This window comes from Collinsella sp. LCP21S3_A9, assembly GCF_052118785.1.
GTDB lineage: Bacteria > Actinomycetota > Coriobacteriia > Coriobacteriales > Coriobacteriaceae > Collinsella.
In genome coordinates this window covers 14572-34435 of sequence record NZ_JBQKGN010000012.1, presented here as the reverse complement: position 1 = coordinate 34435, position 19864 = coordinate 14572, and the positions used below count along the sequence as shown (strand labels likewise).

Here is a 19864-nt window from a genome sequence, read left to right as displayed (position 1 = left end):
CCGTTAAACAGTCGCCCGCAGCTAGGCGATCGCCTTTTTAAGGTTTCGCATTGCGCGCTGCTCGGCTGAAAGCACGGCAAGGCCAACGCGGGTGGTTACGCGTCGACCGCACAAGTCGAGCTCCAAATAAGCAGTGCTCTTGCGTCTGTTAATGGTTTTGATTAGGCCTTCATGGCCCAGCAGCGGACCAGCCGTCACTACGACCTGGTCGCCGTCTTTTAAGGCCTCGCTCATGGGCACAACGCGGTCTCCCGCATGAGTAAAGCTGCCAATAAGCTGAACCTCTTCTTTTGCCAGCGGCACAAACTGACCGTCCTGGGATAGCACCCGGGCAAAGTCGTCCATACGTAGCAGATACTGTTGCACGGTGCGGGGATCTGCCGTGTCGCAGATAAGATATCCGGGAAAGAGCGGCTTGGTCGTATTGACCCATTCGCCGTGTACTTTAATCTCGGTTTGAAATTGGGGATAAAAGAGCTCCTGCATGGCGCCAGCCGGCACCACATGCTCTATGCGCTCGCGCATTACATCTTCGCGACCATTAATGACCTGAATCACATACCACACGAGCACCACCCCCTTGCTGTCTTACGTGTGGCTCACGGGGTTTAGGTATGGCTTCGCCAGGGCGCTTGTGCGCGAAGGCGCTCCATATTCAAACCCTGAGCCCAGTTAGACAAGCGCGTGGCTCTGCCCCACCGTGAACGGTATGTATAAGTGCAGTTGCTAGAGTCGCGGACGTGTATCGCAAAATGACCGCGACCCCAGCTGGCTGCGTGCGATCCAGTCAAGCGGGAACAAAACTGAATCGCACGCAAACAGCTGTAGGACTGCTGCGATGAGTCATGGAATATCGAATCGAAAGAACAGCTTGCACATAGACAAGCACAAAGTCATTCGATGCGATACGCATGACGACGGTATTGGAGCTCGTGGTTTTTCTGGCACCGCCGTTACGGCCGGATGCTGATCGACCCTGTGCTTTGCGGCTTGCTGGAGCCGTGAACACAGTTGAACCCATGTAACGTTATTTATCCTAGCACAGCAGATAGCCCATACGATTTGGGGTATGTTGAGCAACATATTGGTTACTTGCCGTGGTTATGGGGGATATTGTGCCGCCTTGCACACATTGCCGCAGGTTTATGGGGGTATGTGGGTTGGTGAGCACTGCCTGAGATGTATTACTGGCGGCATGAATTGCTCAAACTATTATGTTTGGCTAACAAACTTTGTACAAAACGGGGAGGTAATTGCGCAACTTTTTGCAGGTTGGTGCGAGCGTCACTTTGGTTTGTAGTGTGGACACGTATGAAAAAAGGCCTTCGGTTTTCCGAAGGCCTTTGCATTCACGATGGTGGAGACGAGGGGGATCGAACCCCTGACCTCTTGACTGCCAGTCAAGCGCTCTCCCAGCTGAGCTACGCCCCCGTGACGAGGTAGTACTATAGGGGAATGTTTTACTTGATGCAAGAGATTTTTGTTGAAACTTTTTCTTACGGGTTTTCCTGGGACGGGGCTGAATTAGCTGGTTTTGGCTTTGCCAAAACCAGCTAATTCAGCCCCGTCCCGATAAAACCCTCACGCGGCGATTGCCTGCTCGCCCACCGTCCCGATAAAACCCTCACGCGGCGATTGCCTACTCGCCCACCGTCCCGATAAAACCCTGACGCCGCGGCACCTTACTTGTAAAGGTAAGCGATGGCCGTTCCTTGGTGGACTTGAATCTTGGCCGTTTTCCTTACGACATTAGAGATGCCGGTGTCGGCTAGTAGGGCTAGCGGGGCGTGGTCCAGTTCCCACTCTAGGCCGTGTTCGCTTATTTCTGTGTTGGGGGCTATGGCGATGATGGAGAAGGTTTTGCCCTCGGCGCCCTCAATGGTCCAGGTCTCGTCCTGGTGCAGGATTCTGGCCGTCACTTCGTCTTCTTCGATCCAGACGGGGGCGTCCGCATAGCCTGCCAGTAGCCCTAACACAGACAGGGCCATGTCCGGGCGACCGCCGGTGGCGCAGGTCGCAACCACTTCGGCACCCGGCCAGCGGCGTCGGACGGAATCGAGTGCAAGTGCCAAATCGGTATAGTCCTTGTAGGGGTCATGTCGCTCAACCTCAAAGGCCTCGGCGGCATCGACCAACGCGCGACCGGTGTCGCTCACCGTGTCGGCATCTCCTACATACACGTCGCAACCCAGGCCAGCCCCCAGCAGCGCGTCGAGCCCGCGGTCCACGGCGACAACGTGGTCGCACTCCCCCGCTAGTCGACGCAACAGATCCGCGCTCGCCACCACGGGCGAACCACAAACTACTAATACCTTGCAAGCCACGGCCCTCGCCTAGCCCTCAAATGCAAGCACACGGGCCAGATCCAGGTCCTCATAGCTATCGATAAAGATATCGCAGTTATCGCGAACCTCGTCGCGCTCCATACGGCCGTGTGGGTCATAAATGCCCACCCGCTTAAAGCCTGCAGTGCCAGAGCTCTTAAGGCCAAAGACGGCGTCCTCAAACACCCACGCACGCTCAAACTGGTGCCCGTGGCGCTCTTCCAGGCGGCGCAGCGCCAGCTCGTACACATCGGGGAACTGCTTGGAGCGGCCTGCCTCGCCCGTCGTGGTAATAAACTCCATGTAGGCGTCGAGCCCCGCACCCGCGAGTGCGGACTGCACCAGCTCGGCCGGCGTGGACGTGGCCACGCACATGGCAATGCCGGCCAATTTCGCCTGCTCCAAAAATGCCAGGAGCCCCTCGCGCGGCGGCACCTTGGAGTAGCCATCGATCAGGATGTCGCTCAGCTCGCGATACAGCTCCTCGCCATTTTCGCCAATGCCCCACGTGTCGTGGTAGGCCTGGCACTCGTCCTCGAGCGACAAATGCTCAAACTGGGCAAAATCGTCGACCGTTACATCAATGCCGTAACGCCGCAATAGTTCGGGCTGCGCATAGCCCCAAACGGGGGTGCTATTTACCAGTGTGCCGTCGCAATCAAAAATAAAAGCAACATTAGAGGCGGCTGTGTGGTTCATTCGCAAACCTTTCAATGTCAAATGGTAAACAACCTGCTAAAAACGTTTTACCAAACGTAAATCTAAAAATTTTGAAACCCTAATTGGTAAAACTGTCAAGAGTTTTACCATCGCAATTCTGTCAGTGGCATAAACATGGCGCTCACCGATTAAACGCCACCGTAAATCCACTTTCGTCCATAAAAGTAACGGACAGGTGTTATTGTGGTTTTTGCCGAAAGTTCCACCGTGCACGCGAGGTGGGACGACTCATAGAGCTATCGCCGTCCCTTCGATTCGTGCAGCCTTGGACCTTTCGCATCTAGTCACCAAGGCAACACGCTGCCGCGTCATGATGGGATCAAACGTGAGCGATACAAAGCTAAAGCCAGCAACCAAAAAGCCCGCTACCCGTAAAGCCGCCCCGCACGCATCGGAGCTCACCAAGGACGATGTCTATCTGTTTGGCATTGGAATGTGGGAGCGCAGTTGGGAAAAGATGGGCGCGCATCCCGACACGCAGCAGCGCACGCGCGGCTGGCGTTTTTGCGTTTGGGCGCCCGACGTTAAGAGCGTCCACGTTATCGGTGAATTCAACAATTGGGACGAACAAGCCAACCCGCTGGTGCCCGTACACACGAGCGCTATCTGGGAAGGCTTTATTCCTGGCGCCGAGCAGGGCCAGCTCTATAAATACCTCATCGAGACCAACGAGGGCGAAAAGCTCTACAAGGCCGATCCGTACGCCTTTAAGGCCGAGTGCCCTCCGGGAACGGCGAGCGTGCTGTGGACCCTCGATGGCTACCAGTGGAACGACGCCGCATGGCTTAAGCGCCGCGCCGGCCACAACCACATGTCGCAGCCGCTCAACATCTACGAGGTGCATATTGGCTCGTGGAAGCGCCACGGAGACGAGCCACAGGGCGAGCCGGACGAGTACGGCAACTACCCCGGTCCCATGGACCCCTTCCCTGCGCAGCGCGGCGAGTTTTACACCTACGACGACCTGTCGGTGGAGCTCGTGGACTACGTGCGCGATATGGGCTACACGCATATCGAGGTCATGCCGCTTATGGAGCACCCCTTCGATGGCTCCTGGGGCTACCAGACGACCGGCTACTTTGCCGCCACGTCGCGCTACGGCAACCCGCAGCAGCTCATGCACTTTATCGATGCGTGCCACGAGGCGGGCATCGGCGTGATCATGGACTGGGTGCCCGGCGGTTTTTGCGCCGACTCCCACGGCCTTGCCACCTTTAACGGCCACATGCTGTTTGAGCACGAGATTCACCCCAACTGGGGCACGCACAAGTTTGACTTCGCCCGCGGCGAGGTCCGCTCCTTCTTGGTCTCCAACGTGCTGTACTGGATCGAGAACTTCCATGTGGACGGCATTCGCATGGACGGCGTGTCCAGCATGCTGTACCTCAACTTTGGCATTGACGATCCTGGCCAAAAGAAGTTCAACAAGTACGGTACCGAGGAGGACCTGGACGCCAGCGCGTTTATCCGTCAGGTCAACTGCGCTGTTGAGGCGCACTACCCCGACGTGATGATGATGGCCGAGGAGTCCACCGCGTGGCCGCTTGTGACCTATCCGCCGCAGGACGGCGGCCTGGGCTTCCACTACAAGTGGGACATGGGCTGGATGAACGACACCCTGCACTACATGCAGACCGATTTTCCGTGGCGCCCCGGCAACCATGGCTTGCTCACGTTCTCCATCATGTACGCCTTTACCGAGAACTTTATCTGCCCGCTGAGCCATGACGAGGTCGTGCACGGCAAGTGCTCGCTCATCGGCCGCATGCCGGGTGACTGGTGGCGCCAGTTTGCCGGCCTGCGCACGCTCGCCTTCTACCAGATGACGCACCCCGGTGCCAAGCTCAACTTTATGGGCAACGAGATCGGCCAGTTTATCGAGTGGCGCTACTACGAATCTATTCAGTGGTTCTTGACCGAGCAGTATGAGACCCATGCACACCATCAGGCGTTCATTAAGGCGCTCAACCACCTGTATACCGCCGAGCCCGCCCTGTACGAGCGCGGCTACAACGACGACGGCTTTACCTGGATCGACGCGGACAACTCCAAGCAGTCCATCGTGAGCTTTGTGCGTCAGGGCGAAAACGTCGATGACGACCTCGTGATCCTGATCAACTTTGACCCGGCGGCCTACGAGAGCTTCCGTGTGGGCGTGCCGCGTGAGGGCGACTGGGAGGTCATCTTTGACTCCGACCGTCCCGAGTTTGGCGGCAGCGGCTATGCTGGCGAGGAGCCCTACACCTGCTCGAGCGAGCCCTATCCCTGGAACGGGCAGATGGACTCCATCGAGATTAAGGTGCCCAGCCTGGCAGGCGTGGTGCTTAAGCGTCGCGGCCCCAGCAGCTATAAGCCGCCCGTGGTCGAGGAGCCCAAGAAGGCGACCCGCAAGCGTGCGTCCTCGGTGAAGCCCAAGCCAGCGGCCGCCAAGAAGGCTCCGGCCAAGGCGAAGGCTACGACGACCAAGGCCAAGGCTAAGGCTAAGGCCGCCGCAAAGCCCGCTGCCAAGGCTACCGCGACCAAGAAGCCGACTGCCAAAAAGGCCGCTACCAAAGCCAAGTCTGCTTCTGTTAAGTCGTCACCTAAGGATGCGTAACAAAGCCGTTACAGCTGTAATTACCCGTCCCAGCGGGGCGTAGGATACAAGTCACAACCGTTCCGGGAGAAACATCCCCGGGGGAAAGGAACGTATGAATAAGATCTTCGACAACAAGCAGGAGTTTACCGAGCTCTATCGCGATGCCGTCATGAGCATTAGCGGCAAGAGCGTCGAGGCCGCCAGCGACCTGGATCGCTTTAACGCCCTGGCCAAGCTCGTGGCCGAAAAGGCGCGCACCGTTGCCACCAAGAGCGACGCCCGCGCCACCGCCGAGGGCAAGAAGCGCGTGTACTACTTCTCGATCGAGTTTTTGATCGGCCGCCTGCTCGACAACTACCTGCTCAACTTTGGCGTGCGCGACATGGTCGCCGAGGCGCTCGACGATATGGGCCTTGACCTGTCCGTCATCGAGAGCCAGGAGCCCGATCCGGCGCTGGGCAACGGTGGCCTGGGTCGTCTGGCCGCATGCTTCCTGGATTCCATGGCAGCCGAGGGCATTGCCGGCTACGGCAACGGCATGCGCTACCGCTACGGCCTGTTTAAACAGGAGATCGTCAACGGCAGCCAAGTCGAAACCACCGACGAGTGGCTCACCAACGGCTATCCCTGGGAGGTCCGTCGTCAGGATAAGGCCGTGACCATTAAGTTTGGTGGCCGCGTCGAGGGCTTTGAGGAGAACGGCCGCACGTTCTATCGAACCGTGGACACGCAGGACATCCTGGCCGTCCCTTACGACATCCCCGTGGTGGGCTATGCCGGCGAGACCGTCAACAAGCTGCGCGTCTGGGCCGCTGAGCCGGTCGAGGAGCACTTCGATCTGGAGGCCTTCAACCGCGGCGACTACGCCCTGGCCGACGCCGAGCGCGCCGAGGCCGAGGCCATCAGCGCCATCCTCTACCCCAACGACGCCGGCGAGCACGGCCGTCTGCTGCGTCTGAAGCAGGAATACCTGTTTGTCTCGGCCGGTATCTATAGCCTGCTCGACACCTTTGAGAAGGAACACGGCGCGAACTGGGAGCTACTGCCGCAGTTTGTGGCCATCCACACCAACGATACGCACCCCGCCATGTGCGGCCCCGAGCTCATGCGCATCCTCATCGACGAGAAGAAGCTCGAGTGGGATGACGCCTGGAACATCGTGACGCAGGTCGTGAGTTACACCAACCACACCATCCTGCCCGAGGCCCTGGAGAAGTGGCCCATCGGCACGTTCTCCAAGCTCCTCCCCCGTGTGTACCAGATCATCGACGAAATCAGCCGTCGTTGGCATGAGTCGTTCGATACGACGCAGGAAGGCTGGCAGGAGCGTCTGCGCCAGACCGCCATCCTATGGGACGGCGAGGTTCGCATGGCCAACCTGTCCGTGATCTGCAGCCACAGCGTCAACGGCGTGGCCAAGATTCACTCCGATATCATCAAGAACAATGTGCTCAAGGACTTCTATGCCCTGACGCCCGAGAAGTTCAACAACAAGACCAACGGCATCTCGCACCGTCGCTTCTTTGCCGAGGCCAACCCCACCTACGCCAAGCTCGTGACCGAGGCCATTGGCGACGGCTGGCTGAAGGACGCCTTTGAGCTGGAGAAACTCAGGGAGTTCCAGAACGACACCGAGTTCCTGAAGGCCGTGGGTGCCTCCAAGCGCGCCAACAAGGAGCGTCTTGCCGCCTACGTTAAGGCAGAGACCGGTCTGGTTATTGACCCCAACACCGTCTTTGATGTTCAGGTAAAGCGTTTTCATGCCTACAAGCGCCAGCTCATGAACATCATGAAGGTGATGGACATCTACAACCGCCGCATCGCCAATCCCAACTTCCACGTGACACCGACGACCTTTATCTTTAGCGGCAAGGCTGCCTCGAGCTACACCTTTGCCAAGGAGACCATCCGCCTGATCAACTCGGTGGCCGAGGTCATCAACAACGACCCGCGCGTCAACGAAGTCATGAAGGTCTGCTTTATCCCCAACTTCCGCGTGAGCAACGCACAGCTCATCTACCCTGCCGCCGAGATCTCGGAGCAGATTTCCACAGCTGGCAAGGAGGCCTCGGGCACGTCCAACATGAAGCTCATGATGAACGGCGCCATTACGCTGGGCACCCTCGACGGCGCCAACATCGAAATCGCCGATTTGGCCGGCCGCGAGAACGAGGCGATCTTTGGCCTGACCGCTCCCGAGGTCGAGCAGCTCTGGGCATCGAACAGCTACTTTGCGTGGGATACGCTCAACAATGATCGCGAACGTCTGGGCCGCGTGATGGATGAGCTCAAGGACAACACGTTTGCCGGCCTTTCGGGCAACTTTGAGAGCATCTACAACGAGCTTATGAACAACAACGACCCCGACCTGGTCATGGCAGACTTCCGCAGCTACGTGGATGCATGGGAGAAGCTCACGGGCAGCTATGGCGACCAGGAGACGTGGAACCGCAAGGCGCTGCTCAACACCGCCTCGAGCGGCTGGTTCTCGAGCGACCGCACCATTCGCGAGTACCGCGACGAGATCTGGCACGCTTAAAGGCCGCGAGTTCCCTTTGCCGCACGGCATTACTCGACGGGCGCGACCGAGCGCCGCGCCCGTCGCTAATGGGTTTAGGAACATCGATGACAGAAGGAGAAACCGATGAGTAAGAAAGAATGCATCGCGATGCTCCTCGCAGGAGGACAGGGAAGCCGATTGGGGGCACTCACCCAAAAGATCGCTAAACCGGCGGTTAGCTTTGGTGGCAAGTTCCGCATTATCGACTTTTCGCTGTCCAACTGCTCCAATTCGGGCATCGACACGGTGGGCGTCCTGACGCAGTATCGTCCCTATCTGCTGCATGCCTACGTGGGCTCTGGCGAGGCGTGGGATCTGGACAGCCGCGACGGTGGCGTGTCGATCCTGCCGCCGTACGAGACGCAAACCGGTGGCGCATGGTATGCGGGCACGGCCGACGCCATCACGCAGAACCTCGACTACATCAAGTCCAACGACCCCAAGTACGTCCTGATTCTTTCGGGCGATCATCTGTATCGCATGGACTACCGCAAGATGCTCAAGACGCACATTGAGAACAACGCCGACCTCACGGTGAGCGTTATGCCCGTGCCGTGGGAGGAGGCCAGCCGCTTTGGCATCCTGACCACCGACCCCGAGGACGGCCGCATCACCAAGTTCACGGAGAAGCCCGAGAAGCCCGATTCGAACCTCGCGTCCATGGGCATCTACATCTTCTCGGCCGACGTGCTGATCAAGGCGCTCGAGGAGGACGCTCTGGACCAGCGCTCGAGCCACGACTTTGGCAAGGACATCATCCCCAAGCTGCTCGCCGAGGACAAGCGCCTGTACAGCTACGAGTTCCACGGCTTTTGGAAGGATGTTGGCACCATCGCCAGCTTCCACGAGACCTCGATGGACCTGCTGGGCAACAACCCCGAGTTCGATCTGTTTGACAAGAGCTTCCCCATCATGTCCAACATCACCACGCGTCCGCCGCACTACATTGGCCCGGACGGTCGCCTGGACGACTGCCTGGTCTCCAATGGCTGCAAGATCTACGGCACCGCTCGCCACTCGATCCTTTCGACCGATGTCATCATCGAGGAGCGCGCCGTGGTCGAGGACTCCGTGCTGCTGCCGGGTGCGCACGTTAAGAGCGGCGCGCACATTTGCCGCGCTATTTTGGGCGAGAACTCCACGGTCGAAGAGGGCGTGAAGCTCGGCTCTGTCGATACCACCAAGGATACGGCCGTCGTTGGAAATGACGTCGTTGTCGGGAAGGGGGAATGATCCGATGATCAATCGCAAGGCCATCGGCTATATCACCGCTAACTACTCTTCGACCTACGGCAGCGTGCTGCTCAAGGATCGCCCCATCGCGTCCGTTCCGTTTTTGGGCCGCTACCGCCTGATCGACTTTCCGCTGTCCAACATGATGAATGCCGGCATTAAGACCGTCGGCGTTGTCATGCCGGGCAACTACCGCTCGCTGATCGACCACGTGGGCTCGGGCAAGGACTGGGGCCTGGACCGCAAGAAGGGCGGCCTGTTCATGGTGCCCGGCAACGCGTATGGCACCACCAAGGGCGGCATGCGCTTCTTGCTCCGCGACATCATCTCCAACAAGACGCTGTTCCAGCGCTCGGACAAGCCCTATGTTGTGATGATGGGCACCAACGTCATCTTTAACATGGACCTCAACACCATCATCGAGGCGCACGAGAAATCCGGTGCCCAGATGACCGTGGTGTACTGCAAGGCCACGCACAACGTCGAAGACGAGACCAAGCTCGATATCAACCAGAACGGCCGCCTGACGGGCGTGAGCTCCGGCGTCGCGTACGGCGACAACGCCTCTATGGACTGCTGCATCGTCAACCGCGAGACGCTGCTCGAGATCATCGACCACTACCAGGCCGCCGATTATCTGGACCTGCTCGAGGCGCTCCAGGGCGACTTTGGCAACATCGACGTGTGCAGCTATGAGTACAAGGGCGAGGTCGTGGGCGTGTTTAGCGAGAAGTCGCTGTATCGTCGCAGCATGGACCTGCTCGACCAGACCGTGGCCGATCAGCTCTTTGACCCCGAGCGCCCGATCCTGACCAAGGCCCACGACGTGCCGCCTTCGCGTTACGCGACCGGCAGCCACGCCTGCAACTCGATCATCTCGGCCGGCTGCATCATCAAGGGCACCGTGCGCAACTCGATCCTGTCGCGCGGCGTTGTGATCGAGGAAGGCGCCTCGGTGACCAACTCGATCATCAACCAGAGCTCCATCATCAAGAGCGGCGCCCGTGTTGAGAACGCCATCTTGGACAAGAACAACGTGGTTCCCACCAACACCGAGCTTCGCGGTACGCCCGAGAACATCCTGGTGCTGGGCAAGGCTCCGTTAACTTCCGATACCACCATCGCTCGTTAACGTTGGCACCACATAATCGCACGTAACTTGTAGAATAGTCGCCCGGTTAGCGCCAGGCGACTATTCTCGAATTGCAACATGGGAGACAAAATGGCACAAACCAGCAAAAAGATGCAGATCGTGTTTGCCTCGGCAGAGTGCGCGCCGTTTGTTAAGACCGGTGGCTTGGGTGACGTGGCGGGCTCGCTGCCTGCGGCACTCGTGCGCGCTGGCGCCGAAGTCATTGTGATGGTGCCCAAGTACGCCACCATCAAGGACGAGTACAAGGCGCAGATGGAGCACTTTGCCGACTTTTACGTGAGCCTGAGCTGGCGCAACGAGTACTGCGGGCTGGAGAAGCTCGAGCACGACGGCGTCACCTATATGTTCGTGGACAACGAGCACTACTTTGCGCGCGACTATCCCTACGGCTTCTTTGACGACGGCGAGCGCTTCGCGTTTTTCTCCAAGGCCATCACCGAGAGCCTGCAGCACCTGCCCGAAGGCTTTGAGTGCGACATCCTGCACTGCAACGACTGGCAGACGGCGCTGGCGCCCGTGTTCTTGCGAGAGTTCTACCAAGGCCTGCCGCTGTACGACCGCGTCAAGACCGTGTTCTCGATCCACAATGTGGCGTTCCAGGGCCAGTTTAGCGACACCGTGATGGAAGACATACTGGGTATGGCGCATATTCCGGCAGCCGCCACGCAGTTGCGCTGTGACGCCTGCAGCATTAACTATATGCTGGGCGCGCTGCACTATGCCGATGCCATCACCACGGTGAGCCCCACCTATGCGGGCGAGATCCAGACGCCCGAGTTTGGCGAGGGCCTGGACGGCGTGCTGCGCGAGCGTTCGTACGCTCTGCAGGGTATCCTCAACGGCATTGACGTTGTGGGTTTTGATCCGGCGACCGACAAGCGCATTGCCGCCAACTACACGGTTGATGACCGTGCGGGGAAGGCCGTATGCAAGGCCAAACTGCAGGAGGAGTTGGGGCTCGAGATTCGCGACGACCGCCCGCTTATGGTGATGGTCACGCGCCTGACGCGACAGAAGGGCATGGACCTGGTCATGTACGCGCTCGACCGCATCCTGTCCGGTGGCGTTCAGGTGGCCGTGCTGGGTACCGGCGACCGCGACTACGAGGACGGCCTGCGCTACTTCCAGTACAAATACCCCGGCACCATGGCGGCGCGTATCGAGTTTGACCCGGCGCTTTCGCAGCGCATGTACGCCGCCGCCGATATGTTCCTGATGCCCTCGAAGTTTGAGCCGTGTGGCCTGTCGCAGATCATCGCCATGCGCTACGGCACCCTGCCCATTGTGCGCGAGACCGGTGGCCTGAAGGACACCGTGCAACCGTACAACGAGTTTACCGGCGAGGGCACGGGCTTCTCATTTAGTCACTTTAACGGCGACGAGATGGGCGACGCGGTGTTCCGCGCGGCTCGCCTGTTCTGGGATAACCGCGAGGCCTGGAATCAGCTGGTCACGCAGGCCATGAGCCAGGACTTTAGCTGGACACGTTCGGCCGATAAGTATCTGGACCTGTACTTCTTTATGCACCCGGAGATTGAGAGGCCGGTGGCAGTGGAGGCTGCTGCGGCCGTGGAGGAGCCGGCTGCCGCTGAGGCCGAGCCTGCGGCACCCGTTAAGGAGCCCGCTGCTGCCGAGGCCGAGCCTGCGGCACCCGTTAAGGAGCCCGCTGCTGCCGAGGAGCCCAAGGCCGAGGAGAAGCCGGCTGACGACGGCGAGGTAAAGCCCACGGCGAAGCCTGCCGCCAAGAAGACGACGACCCGCAAGACGGCGGCTAAGAAGGCCACGACCACGAAGGCCGCTACGAGCAAGACCACCGCTGCCAAGAAGGCCGTCGAAGCCGAGGCCGCTCCCGAGGTAAAGGCCGAGGCCACCGCTGAGGCTGCCACTGCCGAGGCTAAGACCGCGGCAAAGGCTCCGGCCAAGACCGCTGCCAAGAAGACGACCGCGACCAAGACCGCGACCGCCAAGAAGGCCACGGCTACGAAGTCGCCGGCGACCAAGGCTGCTACGACGAAGGCCGCCGCGAAGACGGCCCCGAAGGCTGCTGCAAAGCCCGCCGTCAAGGTCGAGGAGGCGCCCTCCGAGCCCAAGGCCAAGGCAGCTGTCGAGGCAAAGCCGGCCGCCAAGACCACCACACGCAAGCGCGCCACGACAACGGCCAAATAGGCTACGACCAAGACAGCCGCTCCCAAGGCAGAGGCTAAAGCCAAGGACAAACCCGCAGTAAAGGCCGAGCCGGAACCGAAGGCCGCCGAGGTCAAGACGGCTCCAAAGGCTACGGCAAAGACCGAACCCGCCAAGAAGGCCCCGGTCTCCCCCGCCGCTCCAGCCGAGGAAAAGGCTCCGACCAAGAAGACCTCCGTCCGCAAGGCAACGGCCACCCGCAAGCGCCGCTAGTCCACAGACGATCTAAAACCTAATAAAAACCCTAAACAAGGGGCGCTCCAACCGGGCGCCCCTTCTCTGTGGATAGTTGGTAAAACGATTTTCTAGGACAACCGTTCGCCGATAGTGAGCGACTGTAGTTTATACAACTAAAGTGCAACGGATATACTTATGCACTGTGCGTTAAGCCCATGACCCGCTGGCCATGATTGTATAGAACTGGACCGTACTATGAGATTGATACACAACAGCCGCCTGACGCAGTTTCGCACTCCTTTTGGCGCTGTGACCACTGGAACTTCCGTTTCGCTTTCGGTGATTTTGGAGGATGCCGACCCCAACCAGGCAACGCTCACCCTGCGCACCTGGGTTGACGGCATCGGAGAGACCTTGATCCCCATGGAGCACAAGGGCGATGGCATCTTTACCGGTGAGCTCAACTGCGCCGAGCCCTGTCTTGTATGGTACAGCTTTATATGCAATATCGAAGGCCAGTCCGAGGTCCGCTTGGGTGCGCCGCAGGGTCGCACCGGCGGCGAGGGCGTTGTATACAACTACGCCGAGGTTCCGTCCTTCCAGATTACCGTCTACAAGCACCGCGAGAACCGTCCCACCTGGTACGAGCACGGCATGGTCTACCAGATCTTCCCCGACCGCTACGCCCGCGACGAAAACTGGCGCGAGCGCACGCTGGCCGAGGTCGAAAAACCGCGTAAGGGAATCCAGCGTCGCATGGTCGAGGACTGGAACGAGCCGCCCGTGTACGAGCGTGCCGAGGACAGATCCATCAAGACCTGGGATTTTTACGGTGGCTCGCTCAAGGGTATCCAAAATGACCTGCCCCGCATCGCCGAGCTGGGCTTTACGGCCATCTACCTCAACCCGATCTTTGAGGCCGCGAGCAACCACCGCTACGACACAGCCGATTACACCAAGATCGACCCGATTCTGGGAACCGAGCAGGACTTTACGGAGCTATGCGAGGCGGCCGAGAAGCTCGGCATTTCCATCATCCTGGACGGCGTCTTCAACCATACGGGCGACGACTCGATCTACTTTAACCGCTACGGCAACTATCCCGGCGTCGGCGCGTGGCAGAGCGAGGACTCCCCGTGGCGCGATGCGTTTACCTTCCACGAGGACGGTTCGTATGACTGCTGGTGGGGCGTGAGCAACATGCCCGCCCTCAACGAGAATTCCGAGCTCGTGCGTAAAAAGCTTCTGGGCAAGGACGGCGTCATTCGCAAGTGGCTGCGCGCCGGTGCCCACGGCTGGCGACTCGATGTGGCCGACGAGCTTTCCGATGACTTCCTGGCCGATATCAAGGCCGCCGTGCTCGAAGAGAAGCCCGATGCGCTGCTGCTCGGCGAAGTCTGGGAGGACGCCTCCAACAAGATCAGCTATGGCCATCTGCGCCGTTATCTGCAGGGCTCCGAACTCGATTCCGCCATGGACTACCCCTTCCGCGACATGGTCATCGGCTTTTTGATGGGCTACAAGGACGCCTATCAGGCTGCCGAGGACATCGAGACACTGCGCGAGAACTACCCGCGCGAGGCACTGGCCTGCGCGCTCAATCTGCTTTCGAGCCACGACCGTCCGCGCATTATCTCGGTGCTCGGCGGTGGTCCCGACGAGTCGCAGCTACCCGAGAGCGAGCGTAGCAAATGGCGCTTGGACGAGAACTCCATGGACCTGGCCAAGAGGCGCTTTTGGTTGGCGACGCTCATGCAGATGACCTTCCCCGGCGTGCCCTCGATCTATTATGGCGATGAGTACGGCCTGGAGGGCCTCACCGATCCGGGCAACCGCCGTACCCTGCCGACAAAGGACCAGCTCCACGATTTCGATACGTTGGCCATCGTGAAGAACGCATCCGCCCTGCGCCGCGCGTTGCCGTTTATGGTTGACGGCGAGATCAAGGCCTTCGCGCTTAACGACGACGTCCTAGCCTACACCCGCACGGGCAAAGACGGCGAGGCTGCGACTGTTATCGTCAATCGCAGCCTGCGCAATTCGCACCGCGTGACGATTCCAGCGCTCGGTGAATGTGCGAGCGACGTGATCAGCGGTCACGAGTGCGAGATCCACAACGGCACGGTTACGCTCGACCTGTACCCGCTGGGCTCTTCGATCATCTATCACCATGCCGAGAGGCGCCTGCAAGAGCCGCTCGATCATGGCGCGGGCGTCGTATGCCACATCACCTCGGTGCCGACTGACGATGGCAAGCCGGGTACGATCGGCGCACCCACGCGTCGCTTTATCGACCACCTGGCCGCCATGGGCATGCGCTACTGGCAGGTCCTGCCCGTCAACCCGACGGATTTCTTCCGCTCCCCCTATGCCGGACCCTCGGCTTTTGCGGGTAACATCGACCTGCTGCCCGAGAGTCACGAGGAGCTGGCCGCCGACTTCGCTTCTTGGAAGGCCCACGGTGGCGAAGATGCCGACCCGCTGTACACCGCGTTTAAACATCGCAATGCCGATTGGCTCGAGAAGTACTGCGTCTACATGGCCGTTAAGAAATACTTTGAGGGCGAGTCGCGCCACAATTGGCCGGCAGATGTCGCGCGCTACAACGAGCATCTGATCGACGACAAGCGCTTCCACGACGAGGCCGAGCTTCAGGCGTACATGCAGTACCGCTTTGACCTGGCTTGGTGCGAGCTCATGAACTATGCGCACAAGAAGGGCATCGAGGTCATCGGCGATATCCCGATGTATGTATCGGACGATTCGGCAGATGCGTGGAGCGAGCCCGAGAACTTCTGGCTGTCCGATACCGGCAAGGCAATCGAGATATCCGGTGCGCCACCCGACAACTTTGCGCCCGAAGGTCAGGTGTGGGGAAACCCCACCTTCCGCTGGGATCACATGAGGGAGAGCGGCTATCGCTGGTGGCTCGATCGCCTGCGCCGAGCGTTCGCGCTCTACGACCGCGTGCGCCTGGACCACTTCCTGGGCTTCCACAACTACTTTAGCATTCCCGCTGGCAAAGCCTGTGCCGACGGCCGCTGGCTTGCCGGTCCGGGCAAGGACCTGTTCCAGGCCGCCTACGACGAGCTGGGTCCGCTCAATTTTATTGCCGAGGATCTGGGCTATCTGACGCCTGGCGTTCGCGCTATGGCTTCGACCTGCGGTTTTCCCGGCATGGACGTACTGGAGTTTAGTGACTACGACGTTCGCTGCGGAATTCATCCCACGCCGGGCAAAATCCTGTACACCTCGACGCACGACACTTCGACACTCGCTGGCTGGTGCACGCGCTCCTTTGCAGGCGGCGACGAGACGAGCGGTGCTGAGGTGGCGGCCAAGCTGATGGGCGACGCGCTCGCAAGCGACGCCCCCCTGGTGATGATGCCGCTGCAGGATGTGCTGGGGCTGGGGGACGACGCACGTATGAACGTGCCGGGAGTAGCCACAGGCAACTGGACGTGGCAGGCACAAGAGGCAGACGTTGCGGAGGCCGAAGAGAAAACTGCGAAGCTCCTGCGCAGCACCCATAGATTCTGGGGCGAAGCGTGATAAAACCCTCGATATAGGGTACAGTTACAAACGTTTGAATTTTTGCGGGCAGAGCGATCTGCCCGCTTTGTGCTGAAAAGGAAGTATTATGGCGCGCTACGAATATAAGTGCACGAGCTGCGGCAACGTTTTTGAGGTTGAGCACCCCATGTCCGAGACTCCCGAGGTCGTATGCCCCAGCTGCGGCGCCCCAGCATCCAAGACGTTCTCGGCCAGCGGCATTAAGTTCGACGGCAGCGGTTTCTACAACACCGACCAGCGCAGTGGCGGGTCCAGCACCAGCGCCACCAGTGGCTGCTGCGCCGACTGCCCGCATAACCACTAGCGACAAGCGGTCCCGACACCCAGGCTTCCTGATGAGTTGCGGTGAAATAGTTCCTGAATCAGCCCTTTCAACGGCCAAACAGGATCCATTTCACCGCAACTTTTCTTTAGATGGGATTTCGGGCTGATGCTAAGTTTGTAACATTTCAAAACCCTGCCGGATTACGGGGCCGAATTGGCAACCTCTATCCATTCCGGTAATTTGCAAATTTCAACAAACCATCTACCTGCGGTTTTATTTAGGCCATTTTTGCTGTGGTCAGGCATCACCAATCTTGCCCCGTAATCCGCTCTACTTTTGATAGCAGCAAGTATGAAACGGGACTATTTTTCCCACTCTTTAGCTAATTTGGGACGGGGCTTTTTTAGCTGCCCCAGCTGATAACGCAAATGTTTGGCCGACTGGCGGCCAGGGCAGCTAAAAAAGCCCCGTCCCAAATTAGCTACCCTTGGAATCCGTTTTACTTGCGGACCAGTCTGGCGCAGAAGTGGCCGTCGTAGGAATCGGCGTTTGCGGGGACGCTCTGGAAAAGTCCACGGTCGTTCTGGCGTACCGATACGAGTTTCTTGGCCTGCGCGAAATCGGGGAGCTGCAAAATCTGGGCTTCGGAGAGCGGCGCCACGGTAAAGCCGGCGCCCTCGGGAGAGGCTAGGAAGGCATCAACGACCTGCGTGTTCTCCTCGTCGAAGACCGAGCAGGTGGCATAGATAAGCTCACCGCCGGCAGCCACGCGCGCGGCTGCTTCCTTGAGCATCGTCAGCTGCAGGCGGGGCAACTCAGTCGTAACGTCGTTCTCGGTCAGACGCCACGGTATCTCGGAATGACGGCGCATGGTGCCGGTGCCCGAGCACGGAGCATCGATAAACACCATGTCGAACAGGGCAGGCTCGCCAAGCATCGCGTCAAAGGACGTGAGCACCTCATTGAGCTCGCAGGCATCGCCCGACACCGTACGAACACCCGTTATACCCGCCTTATGCAGGCGCGCGAGATTCTGGTCGCACTTGCGGTCGTGCAAATCGAGCGCGGTGTGCTGACGGTCGTAACCGGCACGTTTGGCCTGGCACATCATCACATAGGTCTTGGTGCCACGACCGGCGCCAATCTCTAGACAACGCCCGGGACGGGTCGCCGCGGTAGCGATGAGCTGGGCGTTAAGGTCCGAGGCCACGGCAGCTGCGCGCTCAAACACACCCGACGCAACCGTGGCCTGCGCGTCGACCGGCGCATGGCAACCCGGGAACACGGGTGCCACAAGCTGCGAAATGTACGGATCGGGTTTGGTTGCAAAGGCATTCTCGTGCAAAGCCAGCGGAGCGGGCGCCAGATTGCCGGCAAAGCCGAGCGCGCCCTCGGGTGTATCGAACGACGCCAAAATGCGAGCGCACAGCCAGCGCGGCATGCCCATCAGGCGAGATAGGCGAACCAAACGGCGCTCGGACTCATCGGCATCCGTCGCAGCGGCAAAGTCCTCGATGTTGTTCGCAACCTTATGCAGCACGGCGTTCGCCAGACCGGCGGCAGACTTAGCACCGCTGCGCACGAGCTCAACGCCCTGACTCACCGCAACGCGACCCGGGGTATGCAGGTAGAGCATCTCGAAGGCCGAGATACGAAGTGCCATGCGCACACGAGGCGCGACCTTTTTGGGCTTATCGAGAAACTGGTCGAGCAGCTCATCCAAAATGCCCTGGGTGGCTGCAACGCCCAGTGCCAAACGAGCGGCAAAAGCAGAATCGCGCTGGTCGATGGCCTTGGCCGAGGCACGGGACGAGAGCACGTCGCGCGCGTACATGCCGCGGCGATCGGCCTCCATCAAAACATCAAGCGCGAGCTTGCGCGCGGGGGAAAGCTTACTCACGACAAAACACCCCACGAAAGATCCGCACCCTGCAGGCCGGCAGCCCAGGCAGAAGCAGCCATAGCACGCTTACCATCGGGCTTAACCTCGAGCAGTTCGACCGCGCCATCGGACAGGCCCAGGTAGACGCGCTTGGCCTGAACGGCGACGAGCCCTTCGCCAAGCGATACATCTGCCGGCGCGGCATCGAGCACGCGCACGGTCTTGCCGGCAATCACGCAGCGAGCGGGAGCGGTGTCGGAAGAGGCAAGCACATGACGCACGCAATCAAGCGCCCTCATCTGCGGATCCAGACGCATCTCCTGCTTGGAAATCTTGGCAGCATGCGTGACGAGCGACTCATCCTGCTCAGTCCAAACAGCCGAGCCATCGGCAAGCGAGGGCAGCGTATCGGCAAGCAACTTACCGCCCAGCTCACCAAGCTCCATGGTCAGTGCCTCGGCATGTTTACCGGCAACCGAGGTCGACACCTGCGCGCAATAAGCGCCCGTATCCACGCCATGCCCAATGCGCATAATGGAAACGCCGGCAACCTCGTCACCAGCAAGAATGGCACGCTGAATGGGAGCAGCGCCACGCCAACGGGGCAGCAGCGAAGCATGAACATTCACAATTCCGAGCGGCGCCATATGCAGCACCTCATCGGGCAAAATGCAGCCATAGGCAGCCACACAGAAAATATCGGCATCAGCAGCCTTAAGGCGATCAATAACATCCGGCGTCATACGGTTTGTCTCAACAACGGGCAGACCAAGCTCAAGCGCCTTGGCCTTAACAGGAGACGGCTCCAGCTTTTTACCACGCCCGCGAACAGCATCGGGACGCGTAATTACCAGCGTAATCTCATTCCCAGCATCAACAAGCGAAGTCAGCGACGGCACCGCAAAATCAGGCGTACCCATAAACACAATACGCATAAAGAACGTCTCCCCTCAAACAAAACCGAGACGGCTACAAATAACAGCGGAAAGCCAAGTCGCCAGCCCATCCGCAATAACAATTCAACAAGAACAAATATACCCAAAACCAAAGAAAGAGCCGCAATAAAAGCAGCTCTTCCAACAAAGCAATTATCAGCGAAGACGCCCCTCCCTGGCCCGACGGCACCCGGGCGAAAAGGAGCACGAAAACGCAGTCCCCTTCCGCCGCAGGGCTTAGGTTATTGCTCCACGCGCAGTTCCGCACGAGCCGAAGAGC

12 protein-coding genes and 1 tRNA gene are annotated in these 19864 nt (G+C 59.6%); 7 read left to right on the top strand and 6 right to left on the bottom strand.

The genetic code is table 11. The features are described from left to right. Positions 1 to 21: 21 nt before the first annotated feature. The 4 genes from loaP to ACTQ05_RS06340 form a co-directional block, all read right to left on the bottom strand. Positions 22 to 573 carry an antiterminator LoaP gene (loaP, locus tag ACTQ05_RS06355; RefSeq protein WP_441538401.1) on the bottom strand — a complete coding sequence of 184 codons (552 nt, stop codon included), beginning with the start codon at positions 571 to 573 and terminating at the stop codon, positions 22 to 24. Between the two features lie 782 nt (positions 574 to 1355). Further along, a tRNA-Ala gene (locus tag ACTQ05_RS06350) sits at positions 1356 to 1431 on the bottom strand. 251 nt (positions 1432 to 1682) lie between these two features. Further along, a complete protein-coding gene (locus ACTQ05_RS06345) occupies positions 1683 to 2324 on the bottom strand; it encodes a thiamine diphosphokinase (protein ID WP_441538399.1) in 642 nt (213 codons plus the stop codon). Positions 2325 to 2333: 9 nt separating this feature from the next. Next, complete coding sequence (locus tag ACTQ05_RS06340) at positions 2334 to 3023, bottom strand: HAD family hydrolase (protein WP_441538397.1); 690 nt, start codon at positions 3021 to 3023, stop codon at positions 2334 to 2336. A gap of 331 nt (positions 3024 to 3354) precedes the next feature. Between ACTQ05_RS06340 and glgB the strand changes: the two genes are divergently transcribed. The 7 genes from glgB to ACTQ05_RS06305 all read left to right on the top strand — a co-directional run bounded on the left by glgB (position 3355) and on the right by ACTQ05_RS06305 (position 16806). Continuing rightward, entirely contained in the window at positions 3355 to 5640 is a 2286-nt protein-coding gene (gene glgB, locus ACTQ05_RS06335; protein ID WP_441538441.1) for a 1,4-alpha-glucan branching protein GlgB, read from the top strand. A gap of 94 nt (positions 5641 to 5734) precedes the next feature. Further along, positions 5735 to 8161, top strand: a complete 2427-nt coding sequence (locus ACTQ05_RS06330; RefSeq protein WP_441538395.1) for a glycogen/starch/alpha-glucan phosphorylase — start codon at positions 5735 to 5737, stop codon at positions 8159 to 8161. 105 nt (positions 8162 to 8266) lie between these two features. After that, positions 8267 to 9415 carry a glucose-1-phosphate adenylyltransferase gene (locus ACTQ05_RS06325; protein WP_441538393.1) on the top strand — a complete coding sequence of 383 codons (1149 nt, stop codon included), beginning with the start codon at positions 8267 to 8269 and terminating at the stop codon, positions 9413 to 9415. A 4-nt stretch (positions 9416 to 9419) separates the two neighbouring features. Beyond that, on the top strand, positions 9420 to 10547 hold the full coding sequence (gene glgD / locus ACTQ05_RS06320; RefSeq protein WP_441538392.1) for a glucose-1-phosphate adenylyltransferase subunit GlgD: 1128 nt from the start codon (positions 9420 to 9422) through the stop codon (positions 10545 to 10547). Positions 10548 to 10637: 90 nt separating this feature from the next. Continuing rightward, on the top strand, positions 10638 to 12734 hold the full coding sequence (gene glgA, locus ACTQ05_RS06315) for a glycogen synthase GlgA (protein WP_441538391.1): 2097 nt from the start codon (positions 10638 to 10640) through the stop codon (positions 12732 to 12734). Positions 12735 to 13184: 450 nt separating this feature from the next. Next, the gene (locus tag ACTQ05_RS06310) at positions 13185 to 16481 is read left to right on the top strand and encodes a 4-alpha-glucanotransferase (RefSeq protein WP_441538389.1); all 3297 of its coding nucleotides are present in this window, start codon (positions 13185 to 13187) and stop codon (positions 16479 to 16481) included. Positions 16482 to 16569: 88 nt separating this feature from the next. Then, a complete protein-coding gene (locus ACTQ05_RS06305; RefSeq protein WP_154518065.1) occupies positions 16570 to 16806 on the top strand; it encodes an FmdB family zinc ribbon protein in 237 nt (78 codons plus the stop codon). 460 nt (positions 16807 to 17266) lie between these two features. Here ACTQ05_RS06305 and ACTQ05_RS06300 read toward each other — a convergent pair whose 3' ends face one another. Both ACTQ05_RS06300 and fmt read right to left on the bottom strand, forming a co-directional pair. Continuing rightward, positions 17267 to 18667: an RsmB/NOP family class I SAM-dependent RNA methyltransferase gene (locus ACTQ05_RS06300; protein WP_441538387.1), complete on the bottom strand. Its 1401-nt coding sequence runs from the start codon at positions 18665 to 18667 to the stop codon at positions 17267 to 17269. Continuing rightward, entirely contained in the window at positions 18664 to 19584 is a 921-nt protein-coding gene (gene fmt / locus ACTQ05_RS06295) for a methionyl-tRNA formyltransferase (RefSeq protein ID WP_441538385.1), read from the bottom strand. The genes ACTQ05_RS06300 and fmt overlap by 4 nt, the downstream gene beginning before the upstream one ends. Positions 19585 to 19864: the final 280 nt, after the last annotated feature.